This is a genomic window from Nocardia testacea NBRC 100365 (genome assembly GCF_000308775.1).
Classification (GTDB): domain Bacteria; phylum Actinomycetota; class Actinomycetes; order Mycobacteriales; family Mycobacteriaceae; genus Nocardia; species Nocardia testacea.
This window is the reverse complement of sequence record NZ_BAGJ01000058.1, coordinates 32,887-59,323: the sequence shown is the minus strand read 5'-3', so window position 1 is coordinate 59,323 and position 26,437 is coordinate 32,887. Positions and strand designations below refer to the sequence as shown.

The window sequence follows — 26,437 nt, the reverse complement described above, 5'->3', positions numbered from 1 at the left end:
TTGAGGCCCGGAGCAGTGTGATTGCGGGCCTTCTCGGCGTTCTGCCGTTGCTGGCTACCCAGCCGCTGCGCGGCCGGCGTCCGCTCAATCACCTTCTGCACGGCCTCGTCGCGCTCGGTCTTGTAGCGGTCGCGCTCCTTGGCCAGCTCGTCCCGCTCGGTCCGGACCCGGTCCAGTTCGGTGTGTAAGTCGCTGAGTTCACGGCCTCGCGACGCCAGATCGTCGGCGATCCGGCGGTTCAGCTGCTGGCTGTCGACGTAGCGGGCCCCCAGGTCCTGCACCTTCGCCTGCAACTGGTCGCGTTCGGCGATCGCACGGTTGGCCAAGGCGAGCTGCTCGGCGAGCTGACGCTGCCGGGCCTCGATCCGCTCGATATCGGCCGCACTGACACCCGGCTGCTGCGTCAGCGGGACCTGCTGGGGCTGTGGTGCCTGGAACGACGGAGCGGGCCGCGGCTGCGTCCAGTACGAATGCAGGCCAGCCGTCGGTGTCGTCGGCCGCCCCAGACCATGCCGGCCGGGTGCGGCGATACCGAGCTGCTGGCGCGAGAGCCGATCGGCCAGCCGGGCCCGCAACGCCGAGATCCCGGCCAACCGGCCACCCCACACCGGTGGTGCCGGTTTCCGCGGGTCGGTCGCGTAGTGCGCCGAGACCAGGGCACTGATCGCCTGCCCCCGCTCGGTCGCGGTGAATTCCGGTGCTTGCGCGATCGTGCGCTCGATTTCCTGCCGCGCCCTGGTCAGCTGCTCCTGCTGCTGCTCGCTCGGGTATCCGCCGGAGCGTGCCCAGGTGTCCAGTGCGTACTGGCGGTGCCACTCGACGCGACCGGCGATCTCGGCGCGCAGGACCCGCCGGTTGTGGGCCATCCGCACCTGGTGGGCGGCCATTTCGTTGCGCCACAACCGCAGCGCCTTCTTCTGCACTCCGCGCGGGATCCGGGTTTTGCCCGGGTTCTGCATGCGCCATTGCTGGATCGCGGCGAGAGCCGAGCGGCCCATCATCGTGGTCTCACGGCTGATCTGGTCGACTTCGTTCTCAGACATTGGGGTTTCCCTTCATGGTGGTGAGGTGAGAAGCGGCACGGCGCAGACGGCCTTCGACCGCCCACGCCATGGCCACTGGGGTCGGAACGCCGAGGATCTCGGTGATCTCTGCCCACGTCATGCGGTCGCGCCGCCAATCAGCGACCCGACCGCCGAGACCGTGAACGGACTCTGTGGCGGTCAAGGTGCAGCCACCGGACCTGAGCGCAGCCGCGGGCAACAGGTCCGGGAACAGGTGCGAACTCGCCGCTTCCTCGGCTTCGGCCTGCCACTGCCGGTGTTCCAGTTCGTCAGCCGCGGCGATCTCGTCGGCGTGATAGCGGCAAAACGCCGCCCAACCGCCCTCGTAGATGAGGTTGATTCGTGAGACGACCTGCCGCGGGGACAGTTCGGCGCAGAACTCATCGATCTCTTCCGGCTCCGCGTAGTAGTAGGGAGTCGCGTGGCCGTAGTCGGCGCTCAGGTAGTCACGAGCGACCGTGAGCTCTGAGCTGCGGGGAACTGGGGTGTGCATGGTGATTTCTCCTTCTCAACAGGGGATTTACTGAAATACGGAGTTACTGAGAGTTGGTGCGGCGGGCCTCGTAGGCGGCGCGGCGCGCGGACAGACGGGCGACCCATTCCCGGATCCGGGCGAGTGCGTCGGTGACGGTGTAGATGAGCATCAGCACCGCCTGGACCGGGCCGGGTCGTCCGGCGCAGTGCCAGAGACCGAACCCGACCAGGCCCGCGCCGTAGATCGCGAGCGGCCCGGTCAGCGGGAACACCAGCGCGGCACCGGCAACCGCGGCCGTGGCACCGGCGGCCGGCGCCCACAACCGGACGGTCTCGCCGAGCCGGGTGGCCTTGTGCACGGTCGGAGTGATCGCCCGGCCGACCTGCCCGCCATCCGGAACGACAGGCACCAACTGGGCGGCGAGTTTCGCGGCGGTGGTGCCCTCCATATCGGCCTGCAGGGCGGCCAGGACGCTGTCCTCGTGGTCGCGGCCGGAGCTGCTGGTGCTGGGGATCTCTTCCCCGTGGTCTTCGGGATTGATGTTCGGCATAGCCATGACTGGTTCTCCTTGCTGGTCACGCCATGCGGCGCTTGGTCAGATCGATCACCGGCGCCACAGGCGCAGCGCTGGTGTCGGTGTCAGGGGCGGTGAGGCGGCCCAGACCGGGCAGCGGGCGCAGGCCGGCGAGCTGGCGCTCATCGAGCGGGGACACCCGGCCGAAGCGGGCCACACCATCGGAAACGTGGACGATGTCGCCCTTGCCCATCGAGCGCAGCCGGTTCGGGTCCACCAGGAACTTGTCGTGGGACTGGACGTTGCCCTCGTCCCCGATCGCGGAGCCGCCGATGAGCTTGCGGGACAGGTCGAAGCCCTTGCGGGTGCCGTAGGTTTCAGCCAGCTTCTCCCCGCGCTGCTGCCCACCCAGCAGCGATCCACCGGACGCGGCCGTCACCAGCGCTTCGCGGGCGTCGTCGTCGTGACCGAGCCCGTTCCATGACTGGGCGAACCACCACGTGGAGATGCCAGCCTTCCGCAGCCGCTCCACCCACGCCTTGGCCCGGGTTTTGCCATCGGATACTGCGGAGAACTCGTCGACGGCGAGGATGGCCTGCCGGCCGTGCTGACGGTCGGCGAGCTGCTCCAACATGCAACCCAACGCGGCGAACTGGGCGCGGGCCCGATCGGGGGCTTTGATGCCCTCCAGCACGATGTAAAGGACGTCGAAATCGGTGAACGACTTGTCGCCGTCGAAGGAATCGCCCAGGGCGCGGTAGAGGTTGCCGAACTCCGCCCGAGCCGAATCCATCACCGGCTGCTTGCCCGCCTTGGTGGAGGCGATCTCCGCGTCCACCCCCGGCACGCCCGACCAGGGAATGGTGTCGTCGATGACTCCGCCCCACAGTTTCGCCAGCTCGTGCACGTCGAACCGGGCCAGGAACTCGAACCACGACCGGGGCGGGTTCTCACCCACCGGTTTGCCGTCGACGACCTTGGCCGGGGCGTCCACGATCAGGTGGATCAGGGTTTCGCGGATCTCGTGGAAGTACTTCTCGGTGTCGCTGGTCGGCACGCTGCCGCCGGAGACCATCGCCGACAGGATCGAGCGCAGGTCATCGACGTTCGGGGTCGACCACAAGTCCAGGCCGGTGCGGTCGGGGAACAGCCCGATCCGCTCCTCCGGAACCCCGAGAGCCTTGAACCACGGCATCAGCCGGTTCGCCGCCTTGCGGGAGTCCGGGCCGCCGTTGCAGTCGATCACCAGCACCAGCGGACGACCGGGACGGTCTGTGCGCCACCACTGCCGGTGCCGCTGCCAGCCGGTCACAAACCAGCTGATCAACGCCCGGTTCATCAGCGTCGACTTGCCCTTACCCGAGGACGCAACGCTGGTGCCGTGCTCGTTCATCTTGATCCACGGCACGATCAACCGGGTCTCGGTGCGGCCCATCAACGCCCGCGCCCGCGACTTGGCCGGCGCCTGCGTGTGCTCCACGGCCAGCCGCCCGATCACCGGGTGCGGGTTCAACCCGCCGGTGGAGAACGGGAGCCGATACCGGCTCAGCCGGGCCGCGGCGCGCTGCTCACGCTGGGCCTGGCGGTGCAGGGCCCGCTCGGTCGCGGCCGGAGACCGGAAACCGGTGGTCGCGGCCTTCACGCGCCGGTCGGTGACCGCGAGGGTCGCGGCCAGCCAGGAGGCCGGGACCAGCAGCACCGACATCAGCAGCAGCCCGTGCACGGGGTTGCCGGCCAGCAGTTCGGTAGCGCCCTGGTGGAACTGGGTCAGCGGCGCGGTGGCCTGCAGGCCGTCGAACACGATCGCCGAGCCGGGCAGCGCCAGCAGCGACGCCATCGTCCAGTTCCGCATCTTGGCCGGAGTCCACGCCAGCAGCGTCGACGGAACCAGCAACAGCAGGGTCAAAAGCAGCACGAACACCAGACCCGCACCGGTGACCACCGTGCCGTCCACGACACCGTCCCACGTCCAGTCCGGCATGTTCAGCCAGTCGAACCACTCACCGTCCGGGTCGATCCCGGGCAGCGACGGGCCGAATTCGGGCATCGGATCACCGTGCGGAGCTTGGGACGGCTCCGCCGGGGTCACCGGCACGGTCGGCATCGAGGTCACATGCGGCCCGCAATCGGCCGGGGTCAACACCGGCTGGCAGCCCGGATCCTGCGCGTAATACTCTTCGGTGCTCATCACGACACCGCCTTTCCGGCCTGGGGCCCGTGATCGGCTGCTCCGCCAGCGATCACCGTCAAGCCGGGCCGAACAGCGGAGTCCCGGTCAGGAAGAAGTTCTGACAAACCCGCCACCCGCACCGAGGGACCCTCGACGGAGGCGGTTTCCCGGGCCGCGGCCCGGATCAGATTGCGGATCTCGTCACTGCGCTGACCGGTCGGATTGCCGTACCGGTCGGTGATCTCGGGATCCGCGCAGTAGTAGGTGATGCCGGCACACACGCCGTGCGCGGCCTGCTTCGCCCGTGCGACCGCCGCTTTCGCGACGTGCGGGGTCTTCGGGGTCAGTTCGATCTCGACCGCCCGCCAGTCGCCGGCCGAGTCCAGCCACCGGCCGTCATGCACATGCGGGCGCGGGGCATCCGGCTTCACCGGCCCCAGCTGGGCCCGCAGTTCACGCTCGGAGATCCAGCGGTCCAGATCCAGGCCCACCAGCGCCAACCGGGCTTCCAGCACGGTCACCACGTGGGCGGCCATCTTCGGGGTCGGGGTCCAATACCGGGCCCAGAACGGCAGCAGTGCCTCGACCGCTGATTTGGTCGGGAACACCCAGGTCGGGCCGGGCACCGGGCGGATCTTCAGATTCGAGACCATGTGCGCGCCGCGCCATTTCCGCACGATCCGATACGCGCTCGGCAGCGAAACACCCAGCATCCGGGCCACCACATCCAGCGGTGCGCCGTAATGCTCGGCCAGCACCGTCAACACGACCATGTCGCGGGGATTCAGCAGGTGAATCGTCATCGTTCCATCTCCTCTCGTTCTCGATTGCTGGTCAGGTCCGCGAACGGGTGACCCGGGATCGGTTCCCGCTTCGCCTGTTCGGCCTGCTCGATCTCTTCCTCGGTCCAGTACTGCGGCCGGACCGGCCGCAACTTCTGCCCCGAGCCGAGCCACTGGCCCGCCGCCCGGCCCGGAGTCCGGACCTGCTGCGGGGCCGGGAGATCCACCAGGACCTTTCGATCCGTCTCCCCGCGGCGAACTGCGGCGGCTGCCAGGTGCGGCAACTCGGTGACCGGGACCATCTGCTGCCCGTGAGCCTGGGACTGCTCCTCACGGACCGCAGAGGTCCTCGACCGGCGGCGGGTCACCGCTCCAGCCCTTCCCGCTCCCGACCCTCGACCAGATCGGCGAAGGCGTGACCCGCGATCCGTTGAGCCGGTGTGGAATCGGTCCACCCGGGACCGGGATCTCCGGCCGACTCCATCTCCTCGCGCCCGAAACCACGGCGCTCCGCCGCCCGCAGCTGCCGCTCCCGGGTCGCCCGCTCCAGCGCGGCCAGTTGCACCGGAGACGCTTCGCGCTTCGACGCCGCCAGCCGGATGTCGTAGAGGTAGGCCGTCAACGGCTCACCACGACGCCGAGGACGCTCGACCCGACCCGCGATGTCCTGGCTGTTCGGACGCAAACCCTCCGCGGCCAGCTGACGACGGGTGCGCAGATGATCGGGGGCGCACCGCCACGGGTAGACCGGGACTGCGTCGCGATACTGCTGCTCAGCCGACATCACGGCCGCCCCACCGGGGACTGCACCTGCGGCGCCGGCCGGACACAACCCAACTGCTCCGCATACGGGGCCTGATCGACCCGGCACACATTCGGCGACGGCTGATACGACTGCTGATCAATCCACGCCGCCGTGCAACCGCACATCCCGACCAGGATCAGAACCGCCCACACGATCAGCTGCACACCGATCGGCAGGGCCCGGACCGGAGCGAACACCGAGCTCGTACCCGTGAACTCCGGACCGGCCATGCTCTGGAACGCGTAATTGCCGCGCACCCGGTCGTAGTGTGTGACGGCGTACCTGCTCGGCTCCTGGCCGTTCTGCTGGCCGTTCACCGCCGCACCCCCTTCCGAGGGCGGATCCGCCAGAACGCAATAGCGCCCAGCAGCATCACCGTGAACCCCACAACCTCCGGTGCGGTCAACATCAGGAACCCGATCGACACGGCTGCCACCGCGAGACCGAATGTGCGCGCCCTCATCACGCAGCCCTCCGATCGGCGCTACCGAGAACGGCCGAGAGCCGGGCCCGCGCTATGGCCGATATGGGCGGCGCCTGCTCGACCACCTTGGCGACGTACTCCGCCAAGCGATCGGCATCGACCCGGCTCGGCGCTGCGGCTTTCTTCTGGTTTGTCATTCCGCCTCCCCCGCCAGAGGCACGCTTACCGGCTGCACCAGCGCCAGCAGTTCGGCGTGGTTGACCCGCAGCAGATGACCGTTGACGCGGAACCCGCGCAGCTGGCCGGCGTGGATCCAGTTGCGGATCGTCTTCGCATCGACGTCGACCAATGAGGCCGCCGTCTTGAGGCTGATCAGTCGGCGGGCGTCGGTCCCGCTGGCCTGACCGAAGTGCTTGTGCGACACGGTTGCTCTCCTTCGAAAAGTAGGAAATGCCTTGCAATCCGTTACTTTTCGGGAAATCGGATGTCGCAATGACCGCATAGCTGGACGGCTGAGGACGTCTCACCTACACTTAAGAAGTCCCTAGTCGTCCCTTGGGAGTTGAGATGCCGAACGATCGGTTGCGAGAGGCGCTTCTGCGCAATGGCCTGGATATCTCCGACGTCGCGGCCGATGTCGGAGTCGAAGAGAAGACCGTCGAGCGATGGATCACCAAGGGGCGAACGCCGTACCCACGCCATCGACACAAGCTGGCCGCGATGGTGCGCGAGACCGAGAACTATCTCTGGCCCGATGCGCTCGCACCGGAACGCCGCACCGAGGTGGCGCAGTCAGAAGTCATCAACGTTTACCCTCATCGGAGCGCGATTCCGCATGATCTGTGGACGCGCCTGCTGTCGCAGGCAACCGAGCAGATCGACGTCCTGGTTCTCGCCGGGCTGTTCCTCACCGAAGAGCCGTTGTTCGCGCGGACCATCAAACAGAAGACACGTGAGGGCATGAAAGTCCGAATGCTGTTCGGGGATCCAGACGAAGACGAAGCGACCAAGAGAAGCGGGGAAGAGCGGCTGGCGGCGGCTACCGTGCCCGCGCGGATCCGGAACGCGCTCGCCCTGATCGAACCGCTGGCGGCGATCGACGGGGTCGACATCCGGTACCACAAGACGACGCTCTACAACTCCATCTTCAGGTTCGATGACGAGATGATCGTCAACATGCATGTGTACGGGCAGCCGGGGGCCTACGCGCCGGCACTTCATTTGCGGCAGCTCCCAGCGGCCGACCTCTTCGAGACCTACACGACCAGCTTCGAACAGGTCTGGACAGAGAGCTACGAAGCCGACTTCGGGAACCGAGCATGAGCAGAACGGACTACTTCCACGATCCGGCCGCGCCGACACCCAACACCGTCAAGGTGGCGGTAAGCGCTCTCGTCCAGGATCGCAAGGGCCGCATTCTGCTGATCCGGCGCTCTGACAACGGCAAGTACTCCGTACCCGGTGGCGGGCTCGAGGCTGGCGAGACGGTTGCTCAGGCCGTTGTTCGAGAAGTCCGTGAAGAGACCGGCATCGAGGTCGATGTGATCGAACTGGTGGGCGTCTTTTCGAACCCTGAGCATGTCATCGCATATGACGACGGCGAGGTACGTCAGGAGTTCTCGATCTGCTTCCGCGCGCGGCCGATCGGTGGCGATCTGCGGACGAGTGAGGAATCCACGGAGGTCGAATGGGTCCGTCCGGCGGAGTTGTCCGAGCGGGATATCCACCCATCCATCCTGCTCAGGATTCAGAAAGGGCTCGAGGGCTCCGACAGCCCATACTTCACTTGATCGATCGGGCTCCGAGCCTGGCTTCCGTCCGATCGGACGCTCCGAGCAGGTACGGCGCGGCCTCCGCTACCGACTGAGCGACAACGTGCTCGGGTCCGTACCGGGCCTGAACCTCGGCAATCCGCTCACGAACCGCAGTAGTGCCACCGGTCGGCGTCGTGGTCATATCGGCCCACCACAGGGCATCCCGGAGCTCTGTTTCCTCGTCGGGCCACTCGATCTGCACTCCGCGGCGTCGGGCCTCGACGCACGCGCAAGAGTGATTCGCGACCAGGGCGCACAACCGATCGCTGACTCCGCGGTCACGCAGAAACTCGGCACCGTCGACCGGGTGAAACCCGAGTCGCTCGATATTCGGCGCATAGCCGATATCGTGCAGCCACGCCGCGGCGACCAGCAGTGCTGGATCGTCCACTACTTCTTCAGCGCGAGCAGCCTGCCGGGCCACCCCTTCCACATGGGCCAACCGTCGGGGCAGCGGCGCCAGGTGCTTACGGGCCAGCCTTTCAGCCCATACCGGAGTCTCACCGCCGCTCATAATGCGACCGTATCGACCTGCGGCGACAGACGACACCGTGAACGGGCCAGCCGAGTTGGCCGGCCCGCCGGAATCCGTTCTCCGCTCACCATCCCCGGCTCTGCCACTCCGCCAGATGTGGCCGTTCGGCGCCGAGTGTGGTGTCATCTCCGTGCCCGGGATACACAGCGGTGTCGTCGCCGAACCGGTCGAAAACCTTGCTGGTCAAGCCGGTGAACAGCGAATTGAAGTCTTCCGGATTTGTTGTCCGCCCAGGACCCCCCGGAAAGAGGCAGTCACCGGTGAAGAGGTGGGTCCGGCCGGACCCGTCGGTGAGGGCCAGGGTGACCGATCCCGGGGTGTGGCCGACCAGGTGGATCACTTCGAGGGAGAGGTCACCGACGGTGACCGTGTCGCCTTCGGCCAGGATGCGCTGGGGGGTCACCGGAAGCGGGCCGGCGTCGAGTGCGTGGGCCGCTGTGGGGGCCGCGGTGGCCGCGGCGACGGCTTCGAGGGCCTGCCAGTGGTCGCCGTGCTGATGGGTGGTGACGATCAGCCCGACCCCGTCGGTGGCCTCCTGCTCGATCAGCTCGATGATCCGGTCGGCTTCGTTGGCGGCGTCGATGAGCAGGGCGGCGCCGGTGGTGGCGCACTGGACGAGGTAGGTGTTGTTGTCCATCGGGCCGACCGACATCTTGGTCACCCGGGCGCCGGGGACCTCGCGGCGCTGCGGCGCGGAACCCGGTGAGACATGGCCGGTGTAGGTGGTATCGATGGTGATCACACCCCGATGCTAGCGAGCGGGGCGGCCGTGTTCGTGGCTTGCGGGTCTCCCGCGGTGTTGCCGTTCCGGTCGTCGCCCGGACACGGTGTGCTCCTTCCGCTCCCCGCCCACGCGGTACCCGGAGTGGGGCAGCGGATACGGCGAGGAGCGGAAGGAGCGCAGGTCAGCAGCCGATCAGTCGTTGCGCCAGATATCCCTCGACCTGATCGAGAGCAATCCGCTCCTGGGCCATGGTGTCGCGTTCCCGCACCGTGACCGCCTGATCGTCGAGGGTGTCGAAATCGACGGTGATGCAGAACGGGGTGCCGATCTCGTCCTGGCGGCGGTAGCGGCGGCCGATGGCGCCGGCATCGTCGAACTCGACGTTCCAGTTCTTGCGCAGTTGTGCGGCGAGTTCCTTGGCCTTGGGGGTGAGGTCGGCATTGCGCGACAGCGGCAGCACCGCGGCCTTGACCGGCGCGAGACGACGGTCCAGGCGCAGCACCGTGCGGGTGTCCACGCCGCCCTTCGCGTTCGGGGCCTGGTCCTCGGCGTAGGCGTCGACCAGGAACGCCATCAGCGACCTGGTCAGGCCGGCGGCGGGCTCGATCACGTACGGGACATAGCGTTCCTCGGTGGTCTGGTCGAAGTAGCTCAGCTCCGCGCCGGAATGCTTGGCGTGCGTGGACAGATCGTAATCGGTGCGGTTGGCGATACCTTCCAGCTCGCCCCATTCACCGCCCTGGAAACCGAACCGGTACTCGATATCGGTGGTACCGGCCGAGTAGTGCGAGAGCTTCTCTTTCGGGTGCTCGTAGAGGCGCAGGTTCTCCGGGTCGATACCCAGATCGGTGTACCAGGAGAAGCGGGTGTCGATCCAGTACTTGTGCCATTCGGCGTCCTCGCCGGGTTTGACGAAGAACTCCATCTCCATCTGCTCGAACTCGCGAGTGCGGAAGATGAAGTTGCCGGGAGTGATCTCGTTGCGGAAGCTCTTGCCGATCTGCGCGATACCGAACGGCGGCTTCTTACGCGCGGTGGTCATCACGTTGGCGAAGTTCACGAAGATGCCCTGGGCTGTCTCGGGGCGCAGGTAGTGTAGGCCTTCTTCGTCGTCCACCGGGCCCAGGAAGGTTTTCAGCAGGCCGGAGAAGTTCTTCGGCTCGGTCCAGCTGCCTGGCTGGCCGGTTTCCGGATCGTTGATATCGGCGAGACCGTTCACCGGGGGATGGCCGTGTTTGGCTTCGTAGGCCTCGAGTAGATGGTCGGCCCGGTAGCGCTTGTGGGTGTGCAGGGATTCGACGAGCGGATCGGAGAAGGTCTCGACATGGCCGGAGGCCACCCAGACCTGACGCGGCAGGATCACCGACGAGTCGAGGCCGACCACATCCTCGCGACCGGTGACCATGGACCGCCACCACTGCTTCTTGATGTTCTCCTTGAGCTCGACGCCCAGCGGACCGTAGTCCCACGCCGATTTGGTACCGCCGTAGATCTCACCACACGGGTACACCAGGCCCCGGCGCTTGGCGAGGTTGGCAACGGTGTCCACCTTCGACTTGGGTGCCACGCGAGAATTCTCCATCCACTACGAATCGCCAGTAGTTACGCTGCCCGGATCGGGCTACGTGATCGCAGTTGCCCACGGTAGCTGCTCTGCCGTGCGCGGCTGATCGGGTACAGCCTAGTAGGTGCCCGCGGGCCCGCCCCATCCGCAGCCCGCGCGTGCCCGGCGTCTGCGCGCGAGCACGATTCGGGCGGGCATCGGCACGGATATTTGACATGCATACCCATGCATATCAAAATGGGACCGGTTTCCAATAAGGAGTGGACGATGACAACCGACACTGCCGCCGCCGGGCAGCACAATCCCTACCGCTCCCCCGCACCGGTCCCCATACCCACCCGGACCGTGCTGGAGAACGCCGGCGAGCTGCTGCGCGCACTCGCGGCCCCCGTTCGCATCGCCATCGTGCTACAACTGCGGGAGTCGCCGCGCTGTGTGCACGAGCTGGTGGATGCCCTCGGCGTTACACAACCGCTGGTCAGCCAGCATCTGCGGATTCTCAAATCGGCCGGGGTGGTACACGGTGAGCGATCGGGCCGGGAGGTCCTCTACGAACTGGTCGACGACCATCTGGCGCATATCGTGGTCGACGCAGTAGCGCACGCCGAAGAAGAAGGGTAATTCGTGTCCGAGAACCTGGTCACCGGCAAAGGGACCGCCACACAGCGAGCTGTCGGCATTCGCACCACGCGGCAACGCAACGCGATCGCGGCGCTACTGGAGGACATCGACAGGTTCCGGTCGGCTCAGGAGTTACACGACGAGCTACGCCGGCGCGGCGAGGGAATCGGACTGACCACCGTCTATCGCACACTGCAATCGCTGGCCGACGCCGGAATGGTCGATGTCCTGCGCACCGACAACGGCGAATCGGTCTACCGGCAGTGCTCGACCGGTCATCACCATCACCTGGTGTGCCGCCACTGTGGTCGCACCGTCGAGGTCGCCGGACCGACCGTGGAGGCGTGGGCCGCCAGCACCGCCTCCAGCCACGGGTTCACCGAAGTCAGCCATACGCTGGAGATCTTCGGCACCTGCCACTCCTGCTCGGTGGTCGGACGGGGCTAGTACTCCGGAGAAAACCTCCGAAGATGCGGCGAAGGCCGCTACCACCCGGTGGTAGCGGCCTTCGCCGTATGCGCTGCGTGGGTCACGCGGTGACCGGGACCGGCGCCGGCTCTGCGGGCGATGCCGGCTCGGGACGAGCGCGGTCGCGGAGCGCGCCGATACCGAGCAGGACGAGGGCGAACCCGGCCCACGCCAGCAGCACCAGCAGCGGCCGCTGCGCGCCCGCGCCGTCGAAGAACGCCACCGAGCGGAGCAGCGAGGCCGCGGCGCCCGGGGGCAGCAACTGCCCGATCGTGCCCCACGGCTGCGGCAGCAGTTCGGGAGCGGCGGTGGCGGCGGAGAAGGGATTGCCGATGAGCAGCATGGTCAGGGCGGCGACCCCGATACCGGCCCGGCCGATCACAGTGGCCAGCCCGGCGACCGTGCCGGCGACCGCGAACGAGACCAGCCCGGCCACCACCGACAGGGCAAGATAGCTACCGGGCACGATGGACAGCCAGGTCTGCGTGACGAGCATGCTCAGCAGACCACCGGCGATACCGAAGACCAGCACTCCGAGCGCACGACCGCCGGCGGAGGGAACCAGGAGGGTCAGTAGCACGCCACCCGCGATACCGGCCATGACCAGCGGAAGTGCCATGGCGCCGAACCCCGCCCCGCGCGGGTCGTCGGGATCGGCGGGTACGACGTCCTCGACCGGCGCGGCAGGCGCACCCGACATCTGCTGGCCGATCTGGGTGAGCTGTTGAGCGACGGCGGGAGCCGCGCCCGAGGCGACCAGCACCCGGGGCGCGCCGCCACCGGTCACGATCGCGCCGTAGACCTCACGGTCCCCGATGGCCGCGCGGGCCGCCGCTTCGTCGGGGACGACCGTCAGTTCGAACGCGCCGGGATTCTGGCCCGTCAGCCGGGCCTCGACCATTTCGGCCTGCGGGCCGGCGACGGCGAGCGGTAGGTCGCGGGGCGCGATATTGGTCGCCGGCCACGCGAAGGCGATCAGCATCAGCGCTTGTAGCAGGGCCGCGCCCACCCCGAGTGCCACAGCGCGCTGGATGACGTTCATGACGTTCTCCCCAGAAAATCGAAGGCTCGTTCTCTTTTGGTGCCCTCACCGTCCCACCGCCCCCGCGGCTTGTCAAGAACGAACATTCGTTTTAGTTTGGAGTCATGCCCCGAGTCAGTGACGAACACCTGGAACGCCGCCGCCGGCAGATCCTGGACGCCGCCCGCATCTGCTTCGTCCGCAAGGGCTTCCACCAGACCTCCATGCAGGACGTCTTCACCGAATCGGGCCTGTCCGCGGGCGCTGTCTACCGATATTTCAAGAGCAAGGACGAACTGGTCATCGCGCTCGCCTCGACCGCCGCCGGTGATATCCGCGCGCAGATGACAGCCGTCATCCAGAGCGACCCGCTCCCCACCCCGGCCGAACTGCTCGCACGGATGACGAAATGGATCGACGCCCAGAGCGGGCCCGAAGGCCGAATCCGGCTCGCGCCGCAGGCATGGTCACTCGCCCTCGTCGACGAAGAGGCGGCCGCACCCGTGCGCCGGACCCTGGCGGGCATCCGGGGCATGTGGCGCGAATACGCCGAACGGATGCTCGTGGCCGGATGGCTACCGCCCGATACCGACGTGGACGCGGTCGCCGCCGCGCTCTTCGGCCTGCTCCCCGGATACGTACTACAGCACCTGCTGCTGGGTGACCTGGTCCGCGACCAGTACCTGCGCGGCGTCGACGCCCTGTTCCCCTACGGCGACCCGGAAGGCCGCCGCACCCCGCCGGCGACCGAAGTCGCCGACCCGGCCTGATCGGGTCAGGGCAGCAGCCCCTTGCGGGCCTCACCGGCGCCACCGAGCACCAGCAGCAGCATCGTGGTCAACGCCATATCGTCCAGACCGGCCGCCGGGAAGGTGTAACGGAGGATCACATCGGCGAGTTTGTCGTGCGCGATCACCGCGATCGAACCGAACTGCAACGAGGCATTCCGTTCGGCCACCCGCTTGTGCAGCTGCGGTTTGAGCGGCCGATCCCAGGCCAGCACACAGGTCAGCGACAGCACATCCAGGCCGGGCGTCAAAGTGAACGCGCTCAGCGAACACAGCGCACCCTGGAAATCGAAACGCAGCGAACCGTCGTTGTCGACCCGGACGTCGATATCGTAGAGCCCCAGCCCCGCACCGGCCCGGGCCTGCAACTCCAGATCCGGTGCCAGCGCACCCGATTCGGCCTCGCCACTCATTTGGTACCCCCGAACCGGCGATCCCGCCGCGCGTACTCGAGACAAGCATCCCACAGATTGCGCCGATCGAAATCCGGGAACAGCGTCGCCTGATAGACGAACTCGGCGTACGCCGACTGCCAGATCAGGAAATTCGAACTACGGAACTCCCCGGACGGCCGCAGGAACAGATCCACATCCGGCATATCCGGCTCGTCCAGGAACCGGGCGATCGTGTCCTCACCGACCTTCTCCGGATCGATCTCCCCCGCCGCCACCCGGCGCGCGATCTCCCGTGCCGCATCGGCGATCTCGGCACGACCCCCGTAGTTGACGCACATGGTCAACGTCATCACGGTGTTGTCCTTGGTCAGCTCCTGCGCCGTCTCCAACTCCCGGATCACACTGCGCCACAGTCGCGGCCGCCGCCCCGCCCAGCGCACGCGCACCCCCATCTCATGCATCTCGTCGCGCCGCCGCCGGATCACATCCCGGTTGAACCCCATGAGAAACCGCACCTCATCGGGGCTGCGCCGCCAGTTCTCGGTGGAGAACGCGTAAGCCGACAACCACTTCACACCGATCTCGATACAGCCCTCGACGGTGTCCATGAGCACGGCCTCGCCCTTTTCGTGACCCGCCGTCCGCGGCAGCCCGCGCTCCTGCGCCCAGCGCCCGTTGCCGTCCATCACCAGCGCGACATGCCTGGGGATGAGCTCCGCGGGAATCTCCGGCGGGCGGGCCCCGGAGGGGTGCGGTGACGGCGGTCGGATGGTACGGACGGTATCGGACGCGGATACGTCCGAACCGGTGGTGTCACGACGCAGGATCACGTCCAAAGACTAGCTGTGTTCATGGCTCCGCTTCCGGCCGGGCGGGCGGGGGGTGCATGCCGGTGCGGTCGGCCCACTCCAAGGACCAGGGCGGGCGGCCGGCCAAGGCTGGAGCGGGCGGCGGGAGGTAGGCGTGGCGGTTCGAGAAGGCGAGAAGGCGGGCTCACCTCCGATGGGGAGATGGCGGGCTCACCCACAATGGCCGGCATGTGGAGCCGTGCGGGAAGGGCGGGTTGTGGGCTTGTTCGTGAAGGTGCTGTGTTTTTTGGCGCCGCCTGCGGCGGCGCGGGGTTGAGGCCCCCTTGGTCTCGCCGTTTCGGCCTCGAGACTTGCGCCTTCGGCGCGGGCGCTTTCGAGGCCGAAACGGCGAGACGGGCCTCAACCCTTGGAGGTGTCTCGCAACACTCGACACATGCAGTTGCGTCGGCAGCCGATCTCCGGGTCCGCATGTAGACCTCGCCGGTGAGCCGTCGTCGGTTCTCTCGACGGGGGCGCCGGCCATCGCGGAGCGAGCCGGGCCGATTCAGCACTACCGTGTGCCCGCCGCACCGGCAACCCGGTCTGCGCCGCGCAGTTCTTCGCCGGTGTTCGCCGGTGCTCCGGGGCGGGGGGTTCCACCGCTGCGCTCCACCAGCGGGAGGGTGCGTAGTTTGTGTTCCAGATGCCATTGCAGGTGGGCCGCGATGAGTCCGCTGGCCTGTCGGCGGGCCGATTCGGGGATGGTTTCGACGCGGTCCCAGCGGCCGTGGCGCAGTGCCAGCAGATGGTCGAAGACCGCGGGGGCGGGGGTGACGGCGCCGGGTGGGCGGCAGTGGACGCAGACCGCTCCCCCGGCGCCCACATGGAACGCGCGATGCGGGCCGGGGGTGGCGCAGCGTGCGCATTCGTCGACGGCGGGGGCCCAGCCGGCGTAGTCCATGGCGCGCAGCAGGAAGGCGTCGAGGATCAACTCGTGGGGTCGCTGCCCCTCGGCGATCGCGTGCAGCGCGCCCGCGGTGAGGGTGTGCAGGCGGGGGACGGGGGCGCGTTCCTCACCGGCCAGGCGTTCGGCGGTCTCCAGTACGGCGCAGGCGGTGGTGTAGCGGCCGTAGTCGGCGATGATGGCGGACGCGTTGGCCTCGACGGTGTGGACCTGGGTCACGATATCGAGGCTGCGGCCGGGATGGAGTTGCACGTCGATGTAGGCGAACGGCTCCAGCCGGGCCCCGAACTTCGATTTGGTGCGGCGCACCCCCTTGGCCACGGCGCGCACGAGACCGTACTGCCGGGTGAGGAGCGTGACGATGCGGTCGGCTTCGCCCAGCTTGTGCTGGCGCAGCACGACGGCATGGTCACGGTACAAACGCACGTGCCCAGTCTTGCATGTGCCCGACCTCGCCGCTTCGCCTCGTCCCGGCCGGGTCGCGCACACACCGCGCGCCCGCTCCACCGGCTACGCAGGCGCGCTCGGAGCCTGGCGCCAGGTCGTCGCGGACAGGAAGTGGACGTCGTAGCGCTGTTGCTCGGGTAGCAGGCTGTCGAAGTCCGCCCGGCCGTGCTGGATCCGGCCGAGCTGACGGAAGTATTCGAACCGCTGGACACCGGGAGTGAGGACGATGAGCAGATCGACCGGGGAACCGGGTGCGGCGCCGAAAGCGTGCGGCACACCCGGCGGGACCACGACGAGACTGCCCGCGCGAGCAGTCGTCGAGGTGCCGTCGAGAGAGAATTCCGCGGTGCCGGCGAGGACGTAGAAAAGCTCCGTGGACCGCGCGTGATAGTGCGGTGCGGCCCCGTCCGCACCGGCGCCGAGGGCGAGCCGGTTCGCGCCCAGTGCGCCGCCGGTGTCCACGGCATCCGCGAGCAGATGGAAGGCCCCTCCGTGGGGCAGGTCCACGATTTCCGCGGTCTCGGCGGGTACGACCAGGACATCGGGGGTGCGGTGTGGCATCTTGTCTCCTTCGTTCACTGTCGCTCCCAGTGCACACCGGGAAGAAAGCGCGAACCAGACGCAGTTGTGCCGGGCAGTGATCACGGATCCAGATGGATGGAGGTGCAGTGGAACTGCGGCAGCTCGAGTACTTCGTGGCCGTCGCCGAGGAGGGCGGCTTCGGCCGGGCGGCCCAGCGGATGAATATCGTGCAGTCCGCGGTGAGCCAGCAGATCGCACGGCTGGAGCGAGAATTCGGGATCCTCCTGTTCGACCGATCGACCCGGCATGTCCGGCTCACCGGGGCCGGCGAACGACTGCTGGACGAGGCGCGGGCCGTACTCGCGGCCGCACGGGGGATGCGGCGCGTCGCCGAGGATATCGCGGCGGGCGACGACGGCACGCTGCGATTGGGCACCGTGCACGGACCGGGCGATCGTCTCTATCGCGCGTTGAACACGCTGGCCGCGATCGCACCGGGCCTTCGGGTCCGACCCCGGCGACTGGCACCGGCCGAACGACTCGCCGCGGTGCGGGCCGGGGAACTGGACGCCGCTCTGGTGCGGGCCCTGCGCCCCTCCGCCGGACTCGAGGCACTCGAGGTGTGGACGGATCCGCTGTATGTCGCGCTACCGGCCGACCATCCGCTCGCCGCCGCACCCCGGTTGCGGCTCGACCGGCTCGGGCACCTGCCGCTGCGCCTGGCCGCCCGGGCGGCCAACCCGCCTTTCCATGATCTGATCACCGAAGCATGCGCGGCCGCGGGTATCGACCCACCCGTGGGGCCGCCCTTCACCACCCTGCAGCAGACCCTCGCCGATATCGCCGCGGGTCCGCCCTCGTGGACGGTGTTCTACGAGGTGGCCACGTTGCCGACCGTCCACCGGATAGCGATCCGGCCCCTCACCGATCTCTCGGTGACGACATCGCTGGCCGTCGCTCCGGGCCCGCCCGGGCCGGCCCTGCGCCATCTGCTCGACGCACTCCACCGAACCGCGGACACCCCCGTGGAGTCCACCACGACCTCGGCGTAATCCGCTCGACAGCCGAGCCGCCCGCGGTCGAGGCCCGGTGCGACCGGCGTGCTAGTTCCCCAGCCGGACGGGGAAGGCCGCCGGATCGTTCTGGGTGAGGACGGGCAGGTTGCCGATCTCGCTCAGCGGCATGGCGCACCGCAGGTCCGGGAATCGGTCGAACAGCGCGGGCACGGCGATGGACGCCTCGAGCCGGGCCAGGGCCGCGCCGGGGCAGATATGCGGGCCGTAGCCGAAGGAGATGTTGCGGTTGGCGGTGGGGCGGGTGATGTCGTAGATGCCGGCGTCCTCGCCGTGCAGGGACCGGTCCCGGCCGATCGCTCGATAGGACATGACGACGCCGTCACCTTTCTCGATGGTGCAGCCGTCGACGGTGATGTCCTCGGTCGCGAAGCGCATCAGCAGGTGGATGACCGGGCCGTCCCAGCGCAACGTCTCCTCGATCGCCTCCTCCCAGGCGCGGTCGCCGGAGCGGATCGCCGCCAGCTGTTCCGGGTGACCGAGCAGCGCACGAACGGTGGTGATGATCAGGCTGACCGTGGTCTCGTGCCCGGCGGCGACGAGCGCCTTCAGGTTGCCGTGCACCTCCGCCTCGGTGAGCGGGGTCTCGCCCTCGGCGACATCGTGGATGAAATCCGAAGTCAGGTCATCGGCGGGCCGGGCGGTCTTCTCCTTGATCAGAGCGGTGTAGTAGTCGTCGAGTTCGGCGAAGACCCGCATCCGTTCCTCGTGCGGGGTGAGCAGGGAGAAGAAGGCCTTGTAGGACTCCAGCAGCATGGTGTGATCGGAGCGCGGAACACCCATCAGCTCACTGACCACCCGCATCGGCAGCGGATAGGCGAAGATCTGCTTGAGATCGACCACCTCGTTCCCCGTGCCCGCGGCGGCCAGGTCGTCGAGGAGTTCGGCGGTGAACTGCTCGATCTTCGGTCGCAGCGCGCCCAGCCGGCGCGGCGCCAGCGCCCGGGTGGTCTTGATCCGCAGCCGGCGGTGTTCGGCGCCGTCCACCGTGAACATGGAGCGCCCGGCGTCGATCATGCCGATCAACGGCCACTCCCGGGTCACCGCGCCGGACTGCCACAGATTCCACTGCGTGTGGTCCTTCACCAGGCGGGTGTCGGTGAGCAGTTGCCGGGCCAGATTGTGCCGGGTGACGGTCCAGGCGGGCGCACCGAGCAGTTCGATCCGGGTGAGCGCCGGACCCTCGGTCAGGGTGCGGGTCTCCCCCGCGAGATCGGCGACCATCGGGTCGATTGTCAGGGCCGCGCTGCGCGGGCATTGCTGGCTCAAGAGCCACCTCCAACGGCTGGAACAGGGGTGAAATCGACCGGTAACGCGGTGAATCCGCGCAGGAAAGGAGAAGGCCGCCGAACCAGGGACTCGACCGGGACCGCGAGGTCCAGATCGGGCAGCCGGTCGAGCAGCACCTCGATCCCGGTCCGCGCGATGATCTCGGCTATCTGCTGTGCCGGATAGGGGCAGCGGTATTCGCCGTGACCGAAGGCGAAATGCGCGGCATTGCCGGAGTGGGCGGGTTCGGCGCCGTCGCCGGAGTACTGCCGGATATGCGGATCCGCGTTCGCGGCGGCCAGACCCAGCAGCAACATATCGCCGCGACGCACCAGGGCTTCACCGAGCCGGGTATCGCGCGACACCCAGCGCCCGGCCAGGATCTGAGTGGGGGTGTCCTCCCACAGCACTTCGGTCATGGCCTGGCCGATACTGTGCCGGGCGGCGCCGAACGCGGCGGCGAACCGGTCGTCGACGAGCATGAGCCGGATCGAGTTACCGATCCAGTCGGCGGTCGGCAGATGACCCGCGGCCATCACCGACTGCATGTTCAGGACGTATTCCTCGTCGGCGAACGGTTCGCGATGCGCCAGCATCCGCGACACCAGATCCTGCCCGGGGGCAGCCTTCTTCTGCACCAGAAGTTGCTGCATGTACTCGGCGAACCGCTGGTAGGCCGCGGGCGCCTCCGGGCCGCCGTCGCACAATGTCTGCATGGTCTGTGCCAGATATGGGCCGTCGGATTCCGGCACGCCCATGATCCACGCCAGCGTCAGTACCGGGAGCAGCTCGGCGAATTCGGTGACCACATCGGCGTAACCGCGACCGCAGAAACGGTCGATCAGCCCGTCCGCGAGTTGTTCGCAGGCGGTCCGCAAGGCGAACGGGTCCACCGATTCCAGGGCCGGTTCCACCAGGCTCACATGCCGCGCGTGCGCGGCACCGGCGGTGAAATAGATCCCCGGCTGCGGCCGGCCGACCATGGGCAGCAGCGGCCAATCCGGGGTGATCACCGGCCACTGGTTCCACAGGCTCGAATCCCGGGGGAACAGCAAACCGTCCGTGGTGACCTGGTGTAGTTCCCGATAACCGATCACCAGCCAGGCCGGGATACCGCCGATGAGCTCCACCGCGACGACCGGCCCGAATTCGGACCGCATCCGCGTATAGAGAAGGGCGGGATCGGCGTGGAAACCGGGGCCGTCCAGCGTGACCGCTCCGCTCGGGGCGACCGGGCAACCGCCCGGCGACATCCCGGTGTTGTACTCGAGACGGGTCACGATCGGGCCTCCGCTGTCGCCACGGGCGGGGTCTGCCGCTCGATGAGGTGTTCGACGAGACCGATCAACACCTTCTTGCTCGACTCCCGCGAGCGCGCGTCACAGGTGAACAGCGGCACGTGCGGATCGAGGTCGAGAGCGTCGCGGACCTCGTCCGGCGCCGGCGGAATCGGCTCGAAGGAATTGCAGGCCACCACGAACGGGGTGCCCTGGTATTCCAATCGATCGATCGCGTACCACGAATCGCTGATCCGGCGCGGATCGACGAGCACCACCGCCCCCAGGGCCCCGGTGAACAACCGGTCCCACAGGAACCAGAACCGTTCCTGACCGGGCGCGCCGAACACGTACAGCACGTATTCGTCGGTGAGGCCGATCCGGCCGAAGTCGAAGGCGACGGTGGTGGTCGATTTCCCGGTCACTCCCGCCAGATCGTCCACCCCCACACCGGCGTTGGTCATCACCGCCTCGGTGTCCAGCGGCTGGATCTCGCTCACCGCGCGGACCATGGTCGTCTTCCCGACGCCGAAGCCGCCGACGACGACGATCTTCAGGGCGTGCCGCACCGAACTGCGCAGTGGCGCCCGGGCGCGCGTGGGGCGGTCGTCATAGGCTACGGAGTCCAACTAGCACCTTCTCGAGCATGTCGATGTCGAACGTGTCACCGTAAGGGCCCGTATCGAGTTCGGGGTGGCGAACGGTGACTTTGCCTGCGTGCAGCAGATCCGCGACCAGAACCGTCGCGATACCGATCGGCAGCCGGAGCTCGGCCGCGATCTCCACCACCGCGGTGGGCTGCAGGCACATGGACAGGATCGCCGCGTGTTCGTACTGCATGGCCGCCGCGGGCGCGCATTCACTGACCACCAGGGTCACCGGATCGAATTCGTCGGTGGTGGGGGCGGCGCGACCACCGGTGAGCGTATAGAAACGGTCGGGTTCGTCGTCGCGGCCGGGGCGGTTCACAGCAGCCTCGCTCGGCTCCCTCGCGGCGGCGCGGACAGATACTCCCCGACCTGCTCGATCAGCGCCGCCATCTGGGCGCCGACCAGGCCGGCGTCGGCGTCGTCGTCGGCCAGCACCGCGATCTGGGCGCCTGCGCCGGCGCCGACGATGAACAGGATGCCGCCGTAGAACTCGGTCATCGACTGGCGGACCCCGCCGCGGCCGTTCCCGAACTCGGCCGAGGCGCTACCCGCCAGGGCCTGCACGCCGGAGGCGATCGCGGCGAGCCGGTCGGCCTGGTCCATGGACAGTCCCGCGGTATGGCACATCTGGATACCGTCCGCGGCCAGCAGCACCGCGTGCCGCGCCCCGGCGGTCTCGCTCAGCAGCCGCTGCAACAGCCAATCCAGTTGCGCTGGATCCGATGTCATCGTCATCGATCGTTCTCCCAGTCGGTTGTCATGGAGTGACGGGACGGTCGCGCGGCGCCGCTGCCGGGCGACAGGATCGGTCCGCCGAACGGCTGGGCCTCCTCTCCGGCACGGCCGGTGACCGCCCGTTGAAAGGCAGCCAGCGACGACGCCGACGACCGGTGTTTCGGGGCCGTGTCGTGCGCGGCGGCACCCTCGAAGGAGTCGGTCTCGGGTAGACCTTCCGGATGCGCGGCGGCCAGGGTGCTGCCCCGGCGCCGCTTGGGCAGGACGCTGGTCGTGGTCGCGTCGGACTCGGCCCCGGCCACCGCGGAGAATTCGCCGAAACCGTGCTGCGGGACGCTGTGCCGGCCCGACGCGTACTGCGCCGACGTATTCGCGGAGCCGGACCGGGAACGGTCCGCCTCGGCGCCGGCGGCTTCCGCCGGGGCGGCACGGTACCGCGCGCCGGTCTCGGGCACCACGGCGAACGGCCCGGAATCGAGTGCGTCCCCCGCACCGGGCGGAAGTATGGCCTGACCTGCCGAATGCCCGGTCGGCAGGGCCGGGGTGGCCGGTGGCTCGATCCGGGCGGTGAGCTCGCGCGGGATCATGACGACCGCCGCGGTCCCGCCTATCGCGGAGGGCCGATAGCTGACGGTGAGGCCGTGTTTGCGCGCCAGTCGCCCCACGACCGCGAGACCGAACCGGGTGCCGTTGAGCGAGGAGAGCCCCTCCGCCGCGTCTCCTTCGGCACCAGAGACGGTGAGCTGCGCACGCTGCAGCGACGATTCGCTCATCACCAGGCCGCTGTCCTCGATGGTCACCACCAGACCGGCCGGGATCTCCGCGGCGTAGATGTGCACCTCGGTGGTGGGCGGGGAGAACCGGCAGGCATTGTCGACGAGTTCGGCCAGTGCGTGGATCACGCCCTCGGCCGCATGGCCGGCGATGGCGATATCGACGATCGCCCGCAGCCGCACCCGCTGGTATCCGCCGACTCGCCCGATCGCGGCCCGCAGGACCCGTTCCATCACAATCGGTTTGGCCCAGCGCCGGCCGGTGCGGGCGCCGCTGAGGATGGCGATGCTGTCGGCGAGTCGTCCGGCCTGAGCTGTGGCGTGGTCCATTTTCAGCAGATCGGTGAGCACCGCCTGATCGGCATACCGGTGTTCCAACTCCTGCAGATTCGCCAGCATGCTGGTGGTCATGGCCTGCATCCGGCCGGCGGCATTGGCCAGCGCCGCGATGGCCGCCAACCGGCGGCGTTCGCTGGACGCGCTGATCTCCTTCTCCGCCGCCACCGCCTGTGCGGCGGCCGCGGCCCGCTGCTCGCTGCGCACGAGCAGGTCCAGCGCTTCGGCCGCGCGGCGCTGCTCGGTGGTGATCAGGCCGCGGAAGTAGACGGCGGTGGCGACGGCGGTACACGCCGCCACCACCGCGATCGAGACCCATACGGCCGTGACCATCCGGTCCGCCGGCGCGACCGACAGAATGGCGGCGGCCAGCAGCCCGATCCCCAGCGTGACCGAGATTCCCAGGGCCAGCGCCGGAGCCAGTAACTGCTTCCGGCTCGCCGCCACCGCCGAGGCCGCCGGCACCGATTCGTACATATGTCGGGTCCCCCCGCTCGTGCTTGGTCCTGCCGACCCAAAGCCGAGCCCGCATCCGGCACCACATCGTGCCCGTTACCGAATCGTCGGACGAAAAATGGTTTCATCCCGGCGAATTCGGGTACGGGCCGAAGCATATCGGTCTGGTCCAACCTCCGCCACCCTGAGAAGGTCAAACCTCGGCTAACTTATGGCGTCCGCAACGCGTCGTGATCGGCATCGCCGACGGGGCCTCACCAGAGAATTTCCGGCCACCAGCTGTCGTACAGATCCCACCCCGATGTACCCCGCGTAGGCGCGTCCTCGCCCGGGGCGAGCGGCGAGCTCGTCGCCCGGCGCGGTACCGAAGGCCGGTCCGGAGCGGACGCGGACTCCGAGCGCGGCGTCAGAAACCCAATTTGCCCAGCTGTTTCGGATCGCGCTGCCAGTCTTTGGCGACCTTCACGTGCAGATGCAGGTAGATGCGGCTGCCGAGAATGTGCTCGATCTGTTTGCGCGCGTTGGTCCCGACCTCTTTGAGCCGGGCGCCTCCCTTGCCGATGATGATCGCCTTCTGACTCGGCCGCTCGACGTACAGCAGGGCGTGCACGTCGAGCATGTCCTCGTTCTCCTCGCGCGGCAGGATCTCTTCGATCACCACCGCCAGCGAATGCGGCAGCTCGTCGCGAACCCCTTCCAGCGCCGCCTCCCTGATGAGTTCGGCCATCAGGGTTTCCTCGGGCTCGTCGGTGAGTTCGCCGTCGGGATAGAACGCCGGTCCCGGCGGCATCCGGGAGGCGATCACATCGACCAGGACCTCGACCTGTTCCCCCTTGGCGGCCGAAACCGGCACCACATCGGTTTCCGGCCCGAGCAGTTGCGATACCGCCATCAGCTGACGCGCGATCTGGTCCTTACCCACCTTGTCGATCTTGGTGACCACACCGAGCAATGTGGTCTTCGGCGCCATCTGCCGCACCTGCTGCACGATCCAGCGATCCCCCGGGCCGATCTTCTCGTCCGCGGGGATACACAGCGCGATCACGTCGACCTCGGAATACGTGTCGCGCACCAGATCGTTGAGCCGCTGGCCGAGCAGGGTCCGGGGACGATGCAGCCCGGGGGTATCGACCAGGATCAGCTGGGTGTGCGCACGGTGCACGATGCCGCGAATGGTGTGCCGGGTGGTCTGCGGACGCGAGCTGGTGATCGCGATCTTCGCGCCCACCAGCGCATTGGTCAGCGTCGACTTCCCGGTATTGGGCCGGCCGACGAAACAGACGAAGCCGGAACGGAACTCACCCTCGGTGGGCTCAGGCATCGGTCGCCTCATAACCCTCGGCGATATCGAACACCGCGCCCGAGGCGTCGGCGAAAATGATCTTCGCTCCGGCGGATACCTCACGCACCGCAGCCACCCCGGCGTCCGCGAATTTCCCGCCGATCACCACGGCGGCCTCGAACCCCTCCGCCCCGCTGGAGATCGCGGCCGCCACCGCGGACTGCAGGGCCGTGAGCCGCAGCGCCTGCAACCCGACCTCCCCGGCAGCGTAGGTGCGGCCGTCGGTATCGCGGATCGCCGCGCCCGCCGAGCCGCCGGTACGGCCGAGCGCGCCCCGGGCGAGCACCAGCAATTTGTTGTCCTCGGCATCCAGTTCACTCATCGGCTGCTCCCTCGTCGTAGCGGGCGGACGCGTTCTCTCGCGCCGGTCCCGGATCGGTCTCCGTATTCTGCTCGGGCGCCCGGCCCACCACCACGGTGTGCACCCGGACCCGCCCGCGCGCGTCGGCGCCGCCCTCGCCACGCAGCTCCAGGCCGTGCGCGACGACCTCGGCGCCCGGTAGCGGCACCCGGCCCAGTTCGTGCGCGAGCAACCCACCGACGGTATCGACTTCCTCCTCGTCGATCGGCAACCCGTACAGTTCGCCCAGGTCCGCGATCGGCAGCCGCGCCGACACCCGGAACCGGCCCGGCTCGATCTCCTCGATCGGGGGCGTCTCGTCGGTGTCGTATTCGTCGGCGATCTCCCCGACGATCTCCTCGAGCACATCCTCGATGGTCACCAGTCCCGCGATACCGCCGTACTCGTCCACCAGCAGTGCCATATGGTTGCGCCGTCGCTGCATCTCGTCGAGCAGATCGTCGAGCGGTTTGGAATCGGGCATGAACACCGCGTCCCGCATGACCTCGCGCACCCGGATACTGCGCCCGCGATCGGCGTAGGGCACGAGATCCTTCAGGTAGACGACGCCGAGAATATCGTCGACGTTCTCCCCGATCACCGGAATCCGCGAGTGACCACTGCGCACCGCCAGCGACATCGCCTGCGCCACCGATTTATCGGCCTCGATCCACACCATCTCGGTCCGCGGCACCATGACCGCGCGCGCCGCGGTATCACCGAGTTCGAACACCGACTGGATCATCCGGCGCTCGTCGTCGGCGACCACCCCGCGTTCCCGCGCCATATCGACCACTTCGCGCAGTTCGATCTCCGAGGCGAACGGGCCGTTGCGGAAACCCTTACCCGGCGTGATCGCGTTACCGAGCAGGATCAGCAACCGGCTCACCGGGCCCAGCAAAGCCCCGATGAACTGCAGCGGCAGCCCCGCCGCGAGCGAGATCGAATACGCGTGCTGACGCCCCAGGGTGCGCGGCCCCACCCCGATCACCACATAGGAGACCAGCACCATCACCACGGCGGTCACCAGCAGCGCCCACCCGCTGTCCAGGAAACTGCTCAGCGCGGCGGCGAGCAATACGGTCGCGGTGATCTCGCACAGAATGCGCAACAGCACCATGAGGTTGACATAGCGGGGCCGGTCGTCCACGATCCGGCCCAGCCGCACCGCCCCGGGGCGGTCGCTGCGCGCCATATCGTCGAGCCGGGCCGGTGACAGCGTGTTCAGGGCCGAATCCACCGCGGCGAAAACACCACCCACGGCAGCGAGCAAAACGGCGACCAGCAGCAGAGTCATCTCG

33 protein-coding genes are annotated in these 26,437 nt (G+C 68.2%); 6 read left to right on the top strand and 27 right to left on the bottom strand.

Annotated features, from left to right (window positions below; translation table 11 throughout):
- The 10 genes from ON38_RS07485 to ON38_RS07445 form a co-directional block, all read right to left on the bottom strand.
- Positions 1–1,043 (bottom strand): hypothetical protein (locus ON38_RS07485; RefSeq protein ID WP_039823472.1); only part of this gene is annotated, 1,043 nt, incomplete at its 3' end.
- Positions 1,036–1,557, bottom strand: coding sequence for a hypothetical protein (locus tag ON38_RS07480; RefSeq protein ID WP_039823470.1), 522 nt, complete (start codon positions 1,555–1,557; stop codon positions 1,036–1,038). The genes ON38_RS07485 and ON38_RS07480, both read right to left, overlap by 8 nt.
- 43 nt (positions 1,558–1,600) lie before the next feature.
- Entirely contained in the window at positions 1,601–2,095 is a 495-nt protein-coding gene (locus ON38_RS07475; protein WP_157181693.1) for a hypothetical protein, read from the bottom strand.
- A 19-nt stretch (positions 2,096–2,114) separates the two neighbouring features.
- On the bottom strand, positions 2,115–4,241 hold the full coding sequence (locus ON38_RS07470) for a type IV secretory system conjugative DNA transfer family protein (protein ID WP_039823467.1): 2,127 nt from the start codon (positions 4,239–4,241) through the stop codon (positions 2,115–2,117).
- On the bottom strand, positions 4,241–5,026 hold the full coding sequence (locus ON38_RS07465; protein WP_039823466.1) for a hypothetical protein: 786 nt from the start codon (positions 5,024–5,026) through the stop codon (positions 4,241–4,243). The genes ON38_RS07470 and ON38_RS07465 overlap by 1 nt, the downstream gene beginning before the upstream one ends.
- A complete protein-coding gene (locus ON38_RS07460) occupies positions 5,023–5,307 on the bottom strand; it encodes a hypothetical protein (protein WP_039823465.1) in 285 nt (94 codons plus the stop codon). Before ON38_RS07460 ends, ON38_RS07465 begins: the two co-directional genes overlap by 4 nt.
- A gap of 62 nt (positions 5,308–5,369) precedes the next feature.
- The gene (locus tag ON38_RS07455) at positions 5,370–5,789 is read right to left on the bottom strand and encodes an RRQRL motif-containing zinc-binding protein (protein WP_039823463.1); all 420 of its coding nucleotides are present in this window, start codon (positions 5,787–5,789) and stop codon (positions 5,370–5,372) included.
- The gene (locus tag ON38_RS07450; RefSeq protein ID WP_039823461.1) at positions 5,789–6,127 is read right to left on the bottom strand and encodes a hypothetical protein; all 339 of its coding nucleotides are present in this window, start codon (positions 6,125–6,127) and stop codon (positions 5,789–5,791) included. The genes ON38_RS07455 and ON38_RS07450 overlap by 1 nt, the downstream gene beginning before the upstream one ends.
- Before the next feature lie 145 nt (positions 6,128–6,272).
- Positions 6,273–6,431, bottom strand: a complete 159-nt coding sequence (locus ON38_RS35895) for a hypothetical protein (RefSeq protein ID WP_157181692.1) — start codon at positions 6,429–6,431, stop codon at positions 6,273–6,275.
- On the bottom strand, positions 6,428–6,658 hold the full coding sequence (locus ON38_RS07445; protein WP_039823460.1) for a helix-turn-helix domain-containing protein: 231 nt from the start codon (positions 6,656–6,658) through the stop codon (positions 6,428–6,430). Before ON38_RS07445 ends, ON38_RS35895 begins: the two co-directional genes overlap by 4 nt.
- A 143-nt stretch (positions 6,659–6,801) precedes the next feature.
- Between ON38_RS07445 and ON38_RS07440 the strand changes: the two genes are divergently transcribed.
- The gene (locus ON38_RS07440; RefSeq protein ID WP_039823458.1) at positions 6,802–7,557 is read left to right on the top strand and encodes a helix-turn-helix domain-containing protein; all 756 of its coding nucleotides are present in this window, start codon (positions 6,802–6,804) and stop codon (positions 7,555–7,557) included.
- On the top strand, positions 7,554–8,024 hold the full coding sequence (locus ON38_RS07435; RefSeq protein ID WP_039823456.1) for an NUDIX hydrolase: 471 nt from the start codon (positions 7,554–7,556) through the stop codon (positions 8,022–8,024). Before ON38_RS07440 ends, ON38_RS07435 begins: the two co-directional genes overlap by 4 nt.
- Here the strand turns inward: ON38_RS07435 and ON38_RS07430 are convergent.
- The 3 genes from ON38_RS07430 to ON38_RS07420 form a co-directional block, all read right to left on the bottom strand.
- A complete protein-coding gene (locus ON38_RS07430; RefSeq protein WP_039823454.1) occupies positions 8,017–8,562 on the bottom strand; it encodes an HD domain-containing protein in 546 nt (181 codons plus the stop codon). The two genes, ON38_RS07435 and ON38_RS07430, sit on opposite strands and share 8 nt — an antisense overlap.
- A gap of 85 nt (positions 8,563–8,647) precedes the next feature.
- On the bottom strand, positions 8,648–9,325 hold the full coding sequence (locus ON38_RS07425; protein ID WP_039823452.1) for an MBL fold metallo-hydrolase: 678 nt from the start codon (positions 9,323–9,325) through the stop codon (positions 8,648–8,650).
- A gap of 163 nt (positions 9,326–9,488) precedes the next feature.
- Positions 9,489–10,889: a glycine--tRNA ligase gene (locus tag ON38_RS07420; protein WP_174372400.1), complete on the bottom strand. Its 1,401-nt coding sequence runs from the start codon at positions 10,887–10,889 to the stop codon at positions 9,489–9,491.
- Between the two features lie 249 nt (positions 10,890–11,138).
- Here ON38_RS07420 and ON38_RS07415 point away from each other — a divergent pair, with 249 nt between their 5' ends.
- The gene (locus ON38_RS07415; RefSeq protein ID WP_030523140.1) at positions 11,139–11,492 is read left to right on the top strand and encodes an ArsR/SmtB family transcription factor; all 354 of its coding nucleotides are present in this window, start codon (positions 11,139–11,141) and stop codon (positions 11,490–11,492) included.
- 3 nt (positions 11,493–11,495) lie between these two features.
- Positions 11,496–11,939, top strand: a complete 444-nt coding sequence (locus tag ON38_RS07410; RefSeq protein WP_174372399.1) for a Fur family transcriptional regulator — start codon at positions 11,496–11,498, stop codon at positions 11,937–11,939.
- Between the two features lie 82 nt (positions 11,940–12,021).
- On the opposite strand, the gene ON38_RS07405 is transcribed toward ON38_RS07410, so the two are convergent.
- On the bottom strand, positions 12,022–13,002 hold the full coding sequence (locus ON38_RS07405) for a hypothetical protein (RefSeq protein WP_039823448.1): 981 nt from the start codon (positions 13,000–13,002) through the stop codon (positions 12,022–12,024).
- Between the two features lie 104 nt (positions 13,003–13,106).
- Here ON38_RS07405 and ON38_RS07400 point away from each other — a divergent pair, with 104 nt between their 5' ends.
- Positions 13,107–13,751 carry a TetR/AcrR family transcriptional regulator gene (locus ON38_RS07400; RefSeq protein ID WP_039823446.1) on the top strand — a complete coding sequence of 215 codons (645 nt, stop codon included), beginning with the start codon at positions 13,107–13,109 and terminating at the stop codon, positions 13,749–13,751.
- Positions 13,752–13,756: 5 nt separating this feature from the next.
- On the opposite strand, the gene ON38_RS07395 is transcribed toward ON38_RS07400, so the two are convergent.
- From ON38_RS07395 to ON38_RS07380, 4 genes are all read right to left on the bottom strand, one after another.
- Entirely contained in the window at positions 13,757–14,182 is a 426-nt protein-coding gene (locus tag ON38_RS07395; protein ID WP_051164469.1) for a CesT family type III secretion system chaperone, read from the bottom strand.
- A complete protein-coding gene (locus tag ON38_RS07390) occupies positions 14,179–14,994 on the bottom strand; it encodes an isoprenyl transferase (protein WP_039823445.1) in 816 nt (271 codons plus the stop codon). Before ON38_RS07390 ends, ON38_RS07395 begins: the two co-directional genes overlap by 4 nt.
- A gap of 529 nt (positions 14,995–15,523) precedes the next feature.
- Positions 15,524–16,342: a DNA repair protein RecO gene (recO, locus tag ON38_RS07385; RefSeq protein WP_051164468.1), complete on the bottom strand. Its 819-nt coding sequence runs from the start codon at positions 16,340–16,342 to the stop codon at positions 15,524–15,526.
- Positions 16,343–16,426: 84 nt separating this feature from the next.
- Positions 16,427–16,924: a cupin domain-containing protein gene (locus ON38_RS07380; RefSeq protein WP_039823444.1), complete on the bottom strand. Its 498-nt coding sequence runs from the start codon at positions 16,922–16,924 to the stop codon at positions 16,427–16,429.
- A 92-nt stretch (positions 16,925–17,016) separates the two neighbouring features.
- On the opposite strand from ON38_RS07380, the gene ON38_RS07375 reads away from it, so the two are divergent.
- A complete protein-coding gene (locus tag ON38_RS07375; protein ID WP_218000746.1) occupies positions 17,017–17,937 on the top strand; it encodes a LysR family transcriptional regulator in 921 nt (306 codons plus the stop codon).
- Positions 17,938–17,988: 51 nt separating this feature from the next.
- Here the strand turns inward: ON38_RS07375 and ON38_RS07370 are convergent, their stop codons facing one another.
- The 9 genes from ON38_RS07370 to ON38_RS07330 form a co-directional block, all read right to left on the bottom strand.
- Entirely contained in the window at positions 17,989–19,182 is a 1,194-nt protein-coding gene (locus ON38_RS07370) for a cytochrome P450 family protein (protein WP_083872379.1), read from the bottom strand.
- A gap of 41 nt (positions 19,183–19,223) precedes the next feature.
- Complete coding sequence (locus ON38_RS07365) at positions 19,224–20,507, bottom strand: cytochrome P450 family protein (RefSeq protein ID WP_281004599.1); 1,284 nt, start codon at positions 20,505–20,507, stop codon at positions 19,224–19,226.
- Positions 20,504–21,133: a GTP-binding protein gene (locus tag ON38_RS07360; protein ID WP_051164467.1), complete on the bottom strand. Its 630-nt coding sequence runs from the start codon at positions 21,131–21,133 to the stop codon at positions 20,504–20,506. Before ON38_RS07360 ends, ON38_RS07365 begins: the two co-directional genes overlap by 4 nt.
- Complete coding sequence (locus ON38_RS07355; protein WP_039823438.1) at positions 21,114–21,473, bottom strand: DUF742 domain-containing protein; 360 nt, start codon at positions 21,471–21,473, stop codon at positions 21,114–21,116. Before ON38_RS07355 ends, ON38_RS07360 begins: the two co-directional genes overlap by 20 nt.
- A complete protein-coding gene (locus tag ON38_RS07350; protein ID WP_030523153.1) occupies positions 21,470–21,883 on the bottom strand; it encodes a roadblock/LC7 domain-containing protein in 414 nt (137 codons plus the stop codon). The genes ON38_RS07355 and ON38_RS07350 overlap by 4 nt, the downstream gene beginning before the upstream one ends.
- 2 nt (positions 21,884–21,885) lie before the next feature.
- Complete coding sequence (locus ON38_RS07345; RefSeq protein WP_083872378.1) at positions 21,886–23,475, bottom strand: sensor histidine kinase; 1,590 nt, start codon at positions 23,473–23,475, stop codon at positions 21,886–21,888.
- 385 nt (positions 23,476–23,860) lie between these two features.
- The gene (gene era, locus ON38_RS07340; RefSeq protein ID WP_039823436.1) at positions 23,861–24,775 is read right to left on the bottom strand and encodes a GTPase Era; all 915 of its coding nucleotides are present in this window, start codon (positions 24,773–24,775) and stop codon (positions 23,861–23,863) included.
- The gene (locus ON38_RS07335; protein ID WP_039823434.1) at positions 24,768–25,118 is read right to left on the bottom strand and encodes a cytidine deaminase-like protein; all 351 of its coding nucleotides are present in this window, start codon (positions 25,116–25,118) and stop codon (positions 24,768–24,770) included. Before ON38_RS07335 ends, era begins: the two co-directional genes overlap by 8 nt.
- Positions 25,111–26,433, bottom strand: coding sequence for a hemolysin family protein (locus ON38_RS07330; protein WP_051164474.1), 1,323 nt, complete (start codon positions 26,431–26,433; stop codon positions 25,111–25,113). The genes ON38_RS07335 and ON38_RS07330 overlap by 8 nt, the downstream gene beginning before the upstream one ends.
- Positions 26,434–26,437: the final 4 nt, after the last annotated feature.